This window comes from Brevibacillus panacihumi W25, assembly GCF_000503775.1.
Lineage (GTDB): Bacteria > Bacillota > Bacilli > Brevibacillales > Brevibacillaceae > Brevibacillus > Brevibacillus panacihumi_A.
The window spans coordinates 777387-790660 of the sequence record NZ_KI629782.1 but is presented as its reverse complement, the minus strand read 5'-3'; the positions used below and the strand labels follow the sequence as shown (position 1 = coordinate 790660).

Sequence of the window (13274 nt, the reverse complement as noted above, 5' to 3'; positions counted from 1 at the left end):
CGGACTTTTTTCTACGCAACTAGAGCTTACCGCAAAAACATGTTACCATTTGCTAGACAAGTCGAAAGAAAAGGTACAGGAGAAAGCCATGCAGATATTATCCGTGGAGAATCTCTCCAGAAGCTATGGAGAGAAACGTTTGTTTGAAAACATATCCTTTCATATTGCCGAGCAGCAGCGAATTGGTCTGATCGGGGTAAATGGCACAGGCAAGTCTTCACTCTTGAAGATCATCGCTGGCCTGGATACACCTGACAGCGGCAAAATCATTCATGCCAACCGGTTCGTTGTTGAATACCTGCCGCAAAACCCCAGCTTTGATGAAGACTCGAATGTGCTGGACCAGGTCTTTTACGGCGATTCCCCATTGATTCAGCTATTGCGCGATTACGAGATGGCACTGGCGGACCTTCAGGAATCTCCACTTGATGAGAAAAAGCAGGCCCGCGTGCTGGCGCTGCAAGGCCGCATGGACGCAGCTGATGCATGGGAGAGCAATACACAGGCGAAGATGATCTTGACCCAATTGGGCATCCATGATTTTTCCCAGCCTATTCGCGAGCTGTCCGGCGGTCAGCGCAAACGTGTTGCGATGGCGAGAGCCCTCATACAACCCGCTGACCTGCTGATCCTGGACGAACCGACCAACCATATCGATAACGAGACCGTCGAGTGGCTCGAGGAATATCTTTCCCGTTACAAAGGAGCGCTGCTGCTGGTCACGCATGACCGCTATTTTCTGGATCGGGTGACCAACCGCACCTTTGAGTTGGATCGCGGCCAGCTGTATAGCTACGAAGGCAATTACGCTACCTTTCTGGAGAAAAAAGCGGAGCGCGAAGAAAATGAGGCTGCGGCCGAAAGCAAGCGGCAAAATCTGCTGCGCCGGGAGCTGGCGTGGCTAAGACGAGGTGCCAAAGCTCGGACGACCAAGCAAAAAGCACGGGTACAGCGAGCGGAAGAGTTGCGGGATCGCGTAGTGGAGGGACCTTCAGCGAAGATGGATATGGCTCTGGGAGCCAGTCGATTGGGCAAAAAAGTGATCGAGATCGAGCATATCAGCAAATCCTATGGGGAGCGAAAATTGGTTGATGATTTCAGCTATATCGTGTTGCCGAAGGATCGCCTCGGAATCATCGGTCCCAATGGCAGCGGCAAATCGACTTTGCTCAATATGCTCGCGGGCCGCATCGAGCCTGATACGGGAAAGGTTGAGGTTGGACAGACCGTCAAAATAGCCTACTATACGCAAAATAATGTAGAGATGGACGAGAAGCTGCGTGCCATCGAATACGTGAAGGAAGCGGCAGAGGTGATCCATACGAGTGATGGGCAGACGATCACTGCTTCTCAGATGATGGAGCGATTTCTCTTTTCTCCGAATATGCAGTGGACCCCGATTTCTCGTCTATCCGGAGGGGAAAAACGTCGGCTCTATCTGTTGCGCACTTTGATGGGAGAACCGAATGTCCTGTTCTTGGATGAGCCGACGAATGATTTGGACATTCAAACGCTCAGCATTCTGGAAGATTATCTGGAGCAGTTTCCCGGAGCTGTCATTACGGTCTCGCATGACCGTTACTTCCTGGATCGAACAGTAGAACATTTAATGGCCTTTGAGGGACAAGGACAAATTCGCCATTTTTACGGCAATTACTCCGAATATCTGGAGACCAGGCGGGAAGAAAAGGAAGCAAGCCCCCCTGTGCCAGCGGGATCTACTGCGGAAGGCCAGCCTGCCAAAAGCGAGAAGAGTGTGGCCAACCGCGGGAATAACCGCACCCGCAAGCTAAGCTACAAGGATCAGAAGGAATGGGACGAGATTGAAGGCAAAATTGCTTCATTGGAAGAGCGAAGCCAAAAATTAAAGCAGGAGATCGCGCTCTCGGGCAGTGACTACGGCAAAGTGGAAAAGCTGTACGCAGAAGAACAGCAGGTAGCAGCTGAACTGGAAGCAGCCGTCGAGCGCTGGGCCGAACTGTCTGCTTTGATCGAGGAACTGGAGCAAGGAAAATAAATCTGATGTCAAACAATGTTTATACAGCCAGTAATTGATGCTGTGAACAGCGGCTCCCTTCATGTAGACTAATGGAGATTACACGAGTAGAGGAGTCGCTGTCTTTGCCTGCATACAAACTTGACCCGGAGTGGGTATCGTCCTATCTGATCCTGCAAGAAGAAAAACTAGATCAGGAAATGCCCGAGAAAAAGGAAGAGATCATGAACAAGATCAAGGAATTGACCTTGTCTATCATGTACAAGCAAGCTACAAGGTACATCGTCTACCTGGGATCAGATGAAACCGAAGATTGGGAAGAAACAAACGAAAACTCGATTCAAGACAAGACCCGCCTTTTGTAAAAAAGGCGGGCTTTATTTTTGACGGATGCGTACAGGTGTTCCGATTGGTACGATTTTAGCCAAGGCATTGACATCTTCATTGTACATGCGGATACAGCCATGCGATACGTAGTGGCCAATCGACGAAGGGTTGTTGGTGCCGTGAATGCCGTAATGCGGCTTGCTCAATCCGAGCCAGTAGGTGCCAAACACGCTGAGCGGACCGCCGGGATAAGAATTCGGGTACGGGACTTTGCTGATGATCGTGAAATTTCCTTGTGGGGTCGATGTCGCGAGTTTGCCTAACGCCACAGGATAGGAACGTACTACCTCATTGCCATCTAGCAAATCCAGCCTCAGCCGCTCGATCGAAACACGGATGTTGTAGGAAGGCATTTTCTCCACCTCTCGTTCTACCACATCCTATGTCGCAACTAAGCAAATGACGCTTCTTGGCCGTTATTTTTTGAGCCATATCTCTCGGGCAAAAGGATCGGGATAACCGATGCCGTCGCTTGCAAACAAGGTTCTCACCCATACATACGAGCGAAGCGGAATAGAAGGAAAGACAATCGCGACCTGCCCTTCCCCCAGAACAGGCAGATCGAGTGGAGACAGGACCTCGTAAGGAAGGCCTTCCTCATCCAGAACGGATTTGTATCGGTGTGCTTCGCTCCAGCTAACCGGGTAGTAAAATGAACGCTCCATTTTCTGCCAACCCCTTTTTCGTCATTCGCTACTGCTAGTGTAGTCTGACGGTTTGAGATAAAAAAACCGCAGACTGCTCGGCGAAGACAGGCGCCTTGTCTGTTGCCAAAAAATTGCTTTCAGACAAGGTAATAGTAAAACACCCGCTCCATTTTGTGAAGGTCATTGCGTGTTTTTTCCGAAGAGTTGGACGATTTACGCATGCCCATTTTCCATGTAAAGTAAAAGGTGTGAATCGGGGAGGGAATGGGATGGGAAGGACTCACTTGCACTTCGATATGCAGATTGGCAGAAAAAAACCGGAAAGTATCCATAATCGAGACGCTTCATGCCCATTTTGTGAAAGAAACAGCCTGACCGATGTATTGGAGCAGCGGGACAGCATGATTTGGCTGAAGAATAAATTCCCGGTCTTACAGGATACCGTTCAAACGGTATTGGTTGAATCTGACGAATGCGACGGGGACTGGTCTGTTTACTCCAAAGAGCATGTCCGCAATCTGCTCGCTTTTGGAGTTGAAAAATGGATGGCGATGGAGAGGAGCAAAGATTTTCAGTCGGTGCTTTTTTTCAAGAATCACGGCCCTTATTCCGGAGGGAGCATACGCCATCCGCATATGCAGATTGTCGGTCTTAACCAATATGACTATTTGCAACAGGTGAAGCAATCGGATTTTGAGGGGATTGTCATAGATCAGGAAGACGGGGTTGAGGTGACGCTGTCGACGCAGCCCAGAGCCAGCTTTTTTGAATACAATGTCGTGCTTTCAAATCATGATCGGCTTGGCCGAATGGCCGAATACCTGCAGATCCTGGCGCACTGGATCTTGAATCACGTCAATCCGCGCTTTCAAAGCTACAATTTCTTCTTCTATCATTGGGAGGGCAAGCTCGTCGCCAAAGTGGTTCCACGTTTTGTCACCTCCCCCTTGTTCGTTGGGTACTCGATTCCGCAGGTAGCGAACAATTTGGAAGAAGTGGTACGGGAGATCAGAAGCCATTATTTTTGATGGGAGAGGGATATATGGGATATGACATCGTAGCAAAGACCCGATTGACTGCAGAGGAGATTGCAGAGGTCCTGCAGCTCGTCCAGGTGTGCAACGAACATGACGGAATTGACCTCAAGGTGAACCCGGACATGCTGCGGTCCCGTCGCGGAACCGAGACAGAGGACTTTCTCTGCTACCAGGATGATCGCTTGGTTGGATTTCTTGGGCTGTATGTGTTTCATGGAGAGGAAGCGGAAGTAAGCGGGATGGTGCATCCTGATTATCGCCGAAAAGGGATCTTTCGTGCGCTACAAAATGAGGCAGCCCGCGTGTGCCGGGAGCGAAAGATTCCGCAACACTGTTTCATCGTTCAGCGAGAATCGGGTTCTGGGAAGTCCTTCGTAGAACAACTCGGCGCCGTGTACTCCTTCTCTGAATACTGGATGGATTTGGCACCGGATAAAAAAGCGGTTCTGCCGCCGCCTAGCATCCAATTGCGGGCTGCAGGACCGTCCGACCTCGAAACGTTGATTTGGCTGGATGTCCATGGTTTTCAAATGGAAGAGAAAAAAGTGCGGGAGATGCATCAGAGCATCGAGCAAAATGACCGGTCCAAGACCTATCTGATCCTCACAAATGATCAGTCCGTCGGAAAAATCAGCACAATGAGAACGGAAAAGGCAGGTTTTATCTACGGCTTTTGTGTTCATCCAGAGCATCAGGGAAAAGGCTACGGACGACAGGCTTTAGCGCAAACGATTGACATTTTGCTGAGTGAAGGAATGCAGAAAGTCAGCCTGGAAGTAGCCTGCGAGAACAGCAATGCGCTCGGATTGTATGAGTCTTGTGGATTTTTTGTCAAATCAGCCAATGATTACTACAAGCTGACTCTTTGAAAAATGATTTTTTACACTTTCCAAAGAGTTGCAGGTTGGAACCGATAGGGAATTCCATGCTAGGATATAGGGGAAGCTGGAAAGTGTGCGGAGAAAAGGAGTGACAAGGCATGAAATTGCTTTCGATAGAACCAACACCCAGTCCCAATGTAATGAAGTTGAATGTTGACGAGCGTTTGCCGGATGGCGTACAACGTGTCTATACCAAAGAGAAGGCGGAAAACGTACCTGATCTCATGGCGAAGCTTTTAGCTATCGATGGCGTTGTTTCCCTTTTTCATACGGCTGATTTCCTTGCGCTGGAGCGTAAATCCAATGCCGATTGGCAAAAAATCCTGACGCAGGCAAGAGAGATTTTGCATGCAGGCAGTGAGATGGCAGTTCCCGAGCTCCAAGAGGAATCAGGTGCTGCTGCATTCGGAGAGGCGCAGGTATACATTCAGATGTTCCGCGAAGTGCCGATGCAGGTAAAAGTCACAATGGGCAGCGAGCAAATTCGTGCTGCCCTGCCGGAACGTTTTGGCCAAGCGGCTGTTCGTGCTGGTTCTGCTTCCCCCAATCTGCTGATGGAACGAAAATGGGTCGAGCACGGCGTCCGCTACGGCGATTTGCGCGAGATCGGGGAAGAAGTGGCGTTGGAAATCGATGCGGCTTACCCCGTGGAGCGAGTGGAGGAGTTAGTCGAAAGAGCCATGCAGCAGGGAACGGGGGAACCGCCAGCTCCGATTGTTCGCGAGAAGAAGATCGTGACGTTGGAAATGCTGGATGATCCGGACTGGCAGAAGCGGTATGCGGCACTGGATCGGATGGAGCCCGGCGAACAAGACCTGCCTGTTCTGGAAAAGGCACTCAAAGATCCAAAATCCTCCATTCGCAGACAAGCAGTGGTGTATCTGGGGATGATCGGGAGCGACGCGGTTTTTCCATTGCTGTACGAGGCCCTGGAAGACGACTCTGTCTCCGTGCGCAGAACGGCAGGTGACACGCTGTCGGATCTGGGTGATCCCCGTGCGATTGGTGCGATGTGCAAGGCATTGAAAGACCGCAACAAATTGGTTCGTTGGCGCGCTGCCCGCTTCCTTTTCGAAGTCGGGGATGAATCAGCGCTTGAGGCACTGCGAGAGGCACAGAATGATCCGGAATTTGAAGTCAGTCTGCAGGTGAAAATGGCAGTCGAGCGGATTGAGAGCGGGGAGGCTGCCAGCGGGACCGTCTGGCAACAAATGACCCGGCGCAACGAGCAAGGATAAAACGGGGGTGATCCAACTCCCGTTTTTTATGGTGGTGTGCCCGGCATGGGCGTTGTCTCTAGGGTGAAAGTCCCGAATGGCGAAGGCAACAGTAGCCACTAGCTTACGACAAGGGTGTCCACCGCGAGGTGGAATCTGAAGGAAGTCTGCGGCAAACCTCCGGCCTGAGGAACACGAACTTCATATGAGGCTAACGATAGCTGGATGAGTCTGCCATACAAGACGAAGTCCATGTTGCCAAAGGCTATCGGGAGTAAATGAAGCAGGTGGATGGAGGGAAAGACAACGTTCTTACCCGGGGAGACCTGACTGGGACGCCATGCCCTCATGGTAACCTTCTCCGCTAGGAGAAACTGAACGGTCAGGAGTCAGCAGAGGCCATAGTACCGGAGTAGAGGACGCTTGAAACGGGAAGGGCCGAACATTTAGGAAGAACGGGACGCTAGGCGTTCACTCTTTATGATGATGCAGACAATCCAGATGGACTTACTTGAAGGAGGAAATGGTGAATCCATGGGGGACTTCAAGAGGGCGGAATAGAGAGTGGCACAAGTAGAAAGAACGTTCACGCGAAAGGATATCTGGTTTTATGATGGGACAACTGCTGTCACGGGAAAACCTCCTGTTGGCACTAAAGCGAGTAGAAAAGAACAAAGGAAGCCACGGTGTGGATGGTATGTCCGTAAAATCCCTACGTCAACATATCTTATCCAACTGGGACTCCCTACGAGCGTCATTGGAGAATGGAACCTATGTACCTTCGCCAGTCCGACGAGTCGAAATCCCGAAACTGAACGGTGGTGTTCGGCTATTAGGCATTCCTACCGTGACCGACCGTCTCATCCAACAAGCAATTGCACAGGTTCTTTCTCCGATATTTGATCCTATGTTCTCCGAACATAGTCATGGATTCCGTCCAAGAAGACGGGGACATGACGCAGTCAAGAAGGCACAGACATACATCGAGGAAGGATACCGTTGGGTCGTAGACATGGATCTTGAGAAGTTCTTCGATAAGGTAAACCACGATAAACTTATGGGGCTTATCGCAAAACATGTCAAAGACAGAACTATCCTAACCCTCATCCGACGCTATCTCGAATCAGGGATTATGGTTAATGGTATGGAAATTGAAAGCGATCAAGGGGTGCCGCAAGGTGGCCCGTTGAGTCCGCTCTTATCCAATATCATGTTGCACGAACTCGACAAGGAACTGGAAAAGCGGGGGCTTCGATTCCTTCGCTACGCAGATGACTGCAACATCTATGTGAAGTCAAAGAAGGCAGGAATCCGCGTGATGGATTCCGTGACCACGTTCATTGAGAGAAAGCTCAAGCTAAAAGTCAACATGGAGAAAAGCGCCGTTGATCGCCCATGGAATCGTAAATTTCTTGGTTTCAGTTTCACGGTGAACAAATCGCCCAAGATTCGAATAGCGAACGATAGTCTGAAGCGAGCAAAACAGAGGATTCGGGAGATCACCTCCCGCACTAAACCACTCCCAATGGAATACAGAATTGACGATCTCAATGAGTACCTTACAGGTTGGTGTGGCTATTTTGCCTTGGCTGATACCCCTTCGGGGTTCAGCCATCTTGACGAATGGATTCGAAGAAGACTCCGAAGAATGTGTCTCTGGAAAGAGTGGAAGCGCCCGAAAACAAAAGTAAAAAGGCTTATCTCCTTAGGAGTTCCCAAGGAAAAAGCCTATGAATGGGGCAATTCACGAAAGAAACAATGGCGAATTGCATGTAGTCCAATTCTTCACCGAGCATTGAATAATGCTTACTGGCGTAATCAAGGTTTGAAGAGTTTGTCAGACAGATACACCTATTTGCGTCATACCTAAATGAACCGCCGTATACCGAACGGTACGTACGGTGGTGTGAGAGGACGGGGGTTAGTCACCCCCTCCTACTCGATTGTGCGGATGGATTACGCCCTATTGGCAGAGAATACTATTGAAGAAGAGAGTAGGGAAAAATTGGCACGTTCGAGTATAATAATAGACGTAAGTTCAATTATAGTTGACTCTGCTCTGCCTATCCCTTATTCTAAGGATTGGGTTTCAAACCATATATCATAGATCAACATCGCTAGCGCGTAGGGGAGATTGTGTATGACAACCAATCACTATGACGTTGTAGTTGTAGGCGGAGGACTTGCGGGTCTTTCTACAGCCGCCTATCTGTCGTCGAAAGGGAAAAAAGTTGCTGTACTGGAACGCGGACAATTAGGTGGACGCGCCGTTACTTTGAAAATCAAGGGATTTAACTTCAACTTCGGTGCGCATGCGATTTACGCACGCGACAGTTCCGTATTGCGGACGTTTGAAAAAGAACTTGACCTGCACATTGACTGGCAAGATTTCAATCCGAACAAGGCCAAATACGATACGGGAGATATGCTGACCGCGGTTCCTGCCAACGTGCAAGGACTCTTCCAGACGAAGCTGTTGAAGGCCTTCGACAAAGTATTGTTTACGTTTGAAATTTTAAAAACGATGCTGAAAATGGAAACGGGCCATCCGCATCTATCCATTCAGAAGTGGATGGAGAAGAAGCACATTAATGAAGAAGTGCAGGAAATGATGCTGACACTCGCATCCTCCAACTTCTTTACCCGTGAGCCGGAGAAGATTCCATCGGATGTATTCTTCAACTACTATAGCCGTCTGTTTACCACAAACAAGCCCGTTGCTTATATCGGCGGAGGCTGGCAGGCGTTGATTACGGAATTCGTCCGTGTCATTGAAGCGAATAACGGCACGGTTTTGACCAAGACCAAGGTTGAGGGTGTTCGTGTAGAGGATGATCGTGTAGTTGCGGTCATGACGCCGGAGGAAGAGATTACCGGAGATGAATTCGTATGCTGCATCCCGCCGAAGGAAATGGTCAAGGTCTTCCAGGAAACGCGTCTTGAGCATGCCATCGCGCAATATGCGGAGTATGAACCAACCGTCGTTGTCGTGTATGACGTCGGACTGAAAGAGCGCATTGACGTTCCGTACTCCTATATTTACGACAAGCAAAACAACATCTTTATTACCGACATCTCGTACTATGACCATACCTGCGTACCGGAAGGCGGACAATTGCTTCAGGCTACTGCGTACTTGCGCCAATCCGAAGTCGGGAACAAAGAGATCATCGAACAGCGCAAACAGGAGATCGAAAATCTGTACGACAAGCATTTCCCAGGCTGGAGGGAGCAATTGGTCGTTCCGCGCGTCTCCACACGTGCGATCGTTCAGGAAATCAAGTGGACGATGAACCAGAAGCCGATGCCGATCTCGCTGCCTGATTACCGCAACCTCTTTTTTGCAGGAGACTGGTGCGAAGGACAGGGACAATTGTCTGAGCTTTCCTTCTCCAGCGCCTATAACGTATCCAAGCTGATTTTGGAAAAAGAATAATCCATACAAAAGGGATGTATCCGTCGTTAGAGGGGTACATCCCTTTTCATTATTATTCGTTGTCGTACAGGTCAAATACCAGCTTACCGATCTTGGCGATGGATTGCACCGCCGGCCTTTGCTCCAGACCCTTGTTCAGAACACAGATTGTGACAGCTCTGGAGCCGATGTAGAGAATCCCCATATCATGCGTGATCTTCGTCACAGAACCCGTCTTATTCGCGAATTCCCAGCTTGGCAGGCTGCCGATTACGTCTCCCCCTGGATAGGGAAAATGATACGGGATGCGGTCGCGATGCTGCTGTTGCTTCAGAATCGCGATCATTCTCTCGCAACTGTCGTAGGAGATCACTTTTCCGGTCGCCAGATAGCGCAGATGATTGCCCAGGTCCGCAGCAGTCACTTCGTTGTAGCCTTCCACTTGGGCAGGCACAATCATCAGCTTGTTGAAAAATCGGCTGTTGGTCATCTCCGTCGCCTGCATGGCTGCGCGAATCGCCTCTCGCCCGACCAGATCAATCAATATGTTGGTCGCCGTATTGTCGCTTTGGATAATCATCAGGGTGACGAGGTCCTGCACGGTCCATTCCGAGCCGGGTGTCATATGCTGCAGGATGCCCGCGCCCCCGACCTGATCCTCGCTCCGCAGGGTGATTTTCGACTCCAGGGCGAATTTGCCCGCGTATACTTCTGCAAAAACGGCAGTCATGATCGGAACCTTGATCACGCTTGCCGCGTAAAAGCGTTCATCCTGGTTAAAAGCAAGCTGTTCTCCTGTCTGCAAATCTTCAAGATAAACCCCCCATTCGCCGCCGGCTTCTTCCAGTATTTTAGCAATGGAAGGGGAGAGGCTGGATAGCATAGAAACAACTCCTTTTATATAGACAAAATTTTCTTACTATAATAGTATGTAGTCAAGCTAGGAACAGCAAGAATTATTTTCCGCATCCATCCATTACTCAGAAGAAGGAAGTGACCCGCGTGCGTCCCGTAATCGGTGTGGTTTGTGCAAAAATGTTTTTTCCAAATAACAATCTAGACCAGTATTTTTACGTTGGTTCCGGCTATGTAGACGGGATTGCCCGAGCAGGCGGGGTTCCGCTGATCATGCCGCTGTTGGGGATTCAGGACCCGCCCTTTGAGAAGATGCTGGAATCGCTCGATGGGCTGATTTTGACAGGCGGCGAAGATCCTGCCCCCCATCTCTATGGAGAAGAGCCTCTGCAACGCTTGGGAGATGTGGAATATGAGCGCGATCTGGCTGAACTGGCCATCATCAAGCTGGCGCTGGAGCAGAAGAAGCCGATGCTTGGCATCTGCCGGGGAATGCAGATCATGAACGTGGCATGCGGGGGAACCTTGATTCAGGACATCCCGAGCCAGGTGCCGGGAGCGTTTCAACACGCGCAAAAAGGATCTCGCCAGTACGGCGCGCACAAGGTACAGCTTCAGCCTGGATTCGTCGCCGACGCACTGGGTACCCACGAAGTGCTGGTCAACACTTCGCACCATCAATCGGTAAAAGACGTTGCACCGGGGTTCCGGGTGACAGGAGTGGCGGCGGATGGTGTGATTGAGGCGATTGAGAGCCTGGACGGACTGCATGTTGGACTGCAGTGGCATCCCGAACGCATGTGGGGTCATAATGCCCAGATGTTAAAAATCGCGGAGGCGTTTGTTGCGAATGTCAGTCAATCCATGGCACAAAAGCAATCGTAAAACGATGCACACGAGGGCTGTCCACAGATGAAAGTGGGCAGTTTTTCCTTTTTCTTCTTCGGCTGTATACTAAGGATGAGGTGAACAGGATGCTGACAATAGGGTCCCCCGCTCCCGCATTTACAGCGGAAAGCACGCAGGGAACGATTCATTTGCAAGACTATCTGGGAAGGCAGAATGTAGTGCTGATTTTTTACCCAGGCGACGATACGCCTGTCTGCACCAAGCAGCTTTGTGCCATTCAGGACCAGTACAGTGAGCTGGAAAAGCTGGATACGGTCGTTTTTGGTGTGAATCCCGCTGATTTGGGGAAGCATCAGGCATTCTCAGCAAAATTTGGCTATCGATTTCCACTGATTGTCGATGCCGATGAGCAGATTCGGACGGCGTATGGTGTGGGCAAGATTTTAGGCCTCTTTTTCCAGCAGCGCATCGTCTACATCATCGGCAAGGATGGGACGATCATTTATGCGAAGAAGGGGAATCCGCCTGTATCCGAGTTAATGGGTGCGATTCGTCAGCATATGTAGATTCTTGACAGGGGATCCACGCCCTTGCATAGTCCAGGAAAAACGGCGATAATAATAGAGATGAGAATGTATGTTTGGTGGTATCTGCCGTTATGAAAAAAATCCTGCACATGGACGTGGATGCTTTTTTCGCCAGTGTAGAGCAGCTTGATCAGCCGCAGCTTCGAGGAAAACCGGTCATCGTAGGCGGTACGGGCAATCGTGGAGTGGTTTCCACTTGCAGCTATGAAGCGCGCCGATACGGGGTCCGCTCGGCGATGCCCATTGCTTTGGCTCGCAAGAAATGTCCGCAGGCTGTCTTTTTGCCCGTCCGCTATGGACGCTATGTGGAAAAGTCAGCTGAAATCCGTGAAATTTTAGGTGAATATACGCAGCAATATCAAACCGTCGGACTGGATGAGGCGTATCTGGATGTTTCGGCCTATTCGGATGCTGTGCCGATCGCACGTGAGATCAAGACGCGCATCCGACGTGAGACAGGCTTGACCTGCAGCGTCGGTCTATCGTATAACATGTCTCTGGCCAAGATTGCCAGCGATTTGAAAAAGCCGGATGCCTTTGTCATCATCCGGCCGGAAAACGCCCTGGAGATCCTGGCGCCTCTGCCAATCGGCGCCCTGCATGGAGTAGGCAAGAAATCCCAGGAGCTTCTCGCCAAAAAAGGAATCAAGACCGTCGCGGACTTTTGGCAATTGTCTATGGATGAAGCGGTCCAGCTTTTTGGAAAAATGGGCAGGGTGCTTTACGAGCGGTCCCGGGGACACGATCAACGCGAGCTCGTCCTGGAGCGCGCACCTAAATCGCTTAGTCGCGAAACGACTTTGGGCTTCGACTTGTTTGAGCGGGAGGCAGTCGCTGCCATCGCATACTCCCTTTTGCAAGAGGTACAGGAAGACATTCGGCAGGAGGGAGTATCTCCCCAGACGATCATCCTGAAGATCAAATACGCTGATTTTACGTTGCGCACCAAACAGCGCAAAGCGACGACCGACTCAAATTGGCGAGAGCTGCTGGACGATTTGCTCGATGCTTTTTCCTACGGCGCAGGCGTTCGTTTGGTCGGGGTGGGCTTCTCCAACTTCGCCGATCCCCAAGAGGTTCGCTATGAGCAGCTCTCGCTGTTTACCTGGAATCGCAGAGAATGAGGGGAATGAGACGTGGAGCCAAACAATCCGCATCACTGTTGCGCGACGTGTGTGCATTTTCGCGTCGAACGGGAGCAAGGGAAGGTCGGATATCGCTGCTCGCGTCTTACCTACGAGACGCGTCCTGACTACCGCTTTTCTTGCTGGACGCCTACCAAGCGTGTCAAACGTCTGATGGAAAGCCGGAAAAACAAGGACTGCTGATGCCTTCGCGCCCATGCCGCCGGTACTGGGCGCGTTTGTTTTTCTTTTGCAACAGGATGGTGGAGTATGATATAG

Annotated in this window: 14 protein-coding genes; 11 read left to right on the top strand and 3 right to left on the bottom strand. The window is 50.5% G+C overall.

The window, feature by feature from the left end; all coding sequences use genetic code 11:
- The first annotated feature begins 88 nt into the window (after positions 1-88).
- Together T458_RS33345 and T458_RS33340 are read left to right on the top strand one after the other, a co-directional pair.
- Positions 89-2017 (top strand): ABC-F family ATP-binding cassette domain-containing protein, encoded by a 1929-nt coding sequence (locus tag T458_RS33345; RefSeq protein WP_023554844.1) that lies wholly within the window; start codon positions 89-91, stop codon positions 2015-2017.
- Positions 2018-2121: 104 nt separating this feature from the next.
- Positions 2122-2361 carry a hypothetical protein gene (locus tag T458_RS33340; RefSeq protein WP_023554843.1) on the top strand — a complete coding sequence of 80 codons (240 nt, stop codon included), beginning with the start codon at positions 2122-2124 and terminating at the stop codon, positions 2359-2361.
- A gap of 12 nt (positions 2362-2373) precedes the next feature.
- On the opposite strand, the gene T458_RS33335 is transcribed toward T458_RS33340, so the two are convergent.
- Positions 2374-2736, bottom strand: coding sequence for a L,D-transpeptidase (locus tag T458_RS33335; RefSeq protein ID WP_023554842.1), 363 nt, complete (start codon positions 2734-2736; stop codon positions 2374-2376).
- A gap of 63 nt (positions 2737-2799) precedes the next feature.
- Positions 2800-3048, bottom strand: a complete 249-nt coding sequence (locus T458_RS33330; RefSeq protein ID WP_023554841.1) for a hypothetical protein — start codon at positions 3046-3048, stop codon at positions 2800-2802.
- 251 nt (positions 3049-3299) lie between these two features.
- On the opposite strand from T458_RS33330, the gene T458_RS33325 reads away from it, so the two are divergent.
- The 5 genes from T458_RS33325 to T458_RS33300 all read left to right on the top strand — a co-directional run bounded on the left by T458_RS33325 (position 3300) and on the right by T458_RS33300 (position 9601).
- Positions 3300-4058 carry a DUF4931 domain-containing protein gene (locus tag T458_RS33325; RefSeq protein ID WP_023554840.1) on the top strand — a complete coding sequence of 253 codons (759 nt, stop codon included), beginning with the start codon at positions 3300-3302 and terminating at the stop codon, positions 4056-4058.
- A 14-nt stretch (positions 4059-4072) separates the two neighbouring features.
- Positions 4073-4936, top strand: a complete 864-nt coding sequence (locus T458_RS33320; RefSeq protein ID WP_023554839.1) for a GNAT family N-acetyltransferase — start codon at positions 4073-4075, stop codon at positions 4934-4936.
- Between the two features lie 110 nt (positions 4937-5046).
- On the top strand, positions 5047-6186 hold the full coding sequence (locus T458_RS33315; RefSeq protein ID WP_023554838.1) for a virulence factor: 1140 nt from the start codon (positions 5047-5049) through the stop codon (positions 6184-6186).
- 589 nt (positions 6187-6775) lie between these two features.
- Entirely contained in the window at positions 6776-8035 is a 1260-nt protein-coding gene (gene ltrA, locus T458_RS33305) for a group II intron reverse transcriptase/maturase (RefSeq protein ID WP_023554837.1), read from the top strand.
- A 270-nt stretch (positions 8036-8305) separates the two neighbouring features.
- Entirely contained in the window at positions 8306-9601 is a 1296-nt protein-coding gene (locus tag T458_RS33300) for a phytoene desaturase family protein (RefSeq protein WP_023554836.1), read from the top strand.
- Between the two features lie 52 nt (positions 9602-9653).
- On the opposite strand, the gene T458_RS33295 is transcribed toward T458_RS33300, so the two are convergent.
- A complete protein-coding gene (locus T458_RS33295) occupies positions 9654-10463 on the bottom strand; it encodes a serine hydrolase (RefSeq protein WP_023554835.1) in 810 nt (269 codons plus the stop codon).
- A gap of 119 nt (positions 10464-10582) precedes the next feature.
- Between T458_RS33295 and T458_RS33290 the strand changes: the two genes are divergently transcribed.
- From T458_RS33290 to T458_RS33275, 4 genes are all read left to right on the top strand, one after another.
- Entirely contained in the window at positions 10583-11320 is a 738-nt protein-coding gene (locus tag T458_RS33290; RefSeq protein ID WP_023554834.1) for a gamma-glutamyl-gamma-aminobutyrate hydrolase family protein, read from the top strand.
- Positions 11321-11409: 89 nt separating this feature from the next.
- Entirely contained in the window at positions 11410-11850 is a 441-nt protein-coding gene (locus T458_RS33285) for a peroxiredoxin (protein ID WP_023554833.1), read from the top strand.
- 92 nt (positions 11851-11942) lie between these two features.
- A complete protein-coding gene (locus T458_RS33280) occupies positions 11943-12995 on the top strand; it encodes a DNA polymerase IV (protein WP_023554832.1) in 1053 nt (350 codons plus the stop codon).
- Between the two features lie 12 nt (positions 12996-13007).
- Positions 13008-13199: a hypothetical protein gene (locus T458_RS33275; RefSeq protein ID WP_023554831.1), complete on the top strand. Its 192-nt coding sequence runs from the start codon at positions 13008-13010 to the stop codon at positions 13197-13199.
- The last annotated feature ends 75 nt before the right edge of the window (positions 13200-13274 follow it).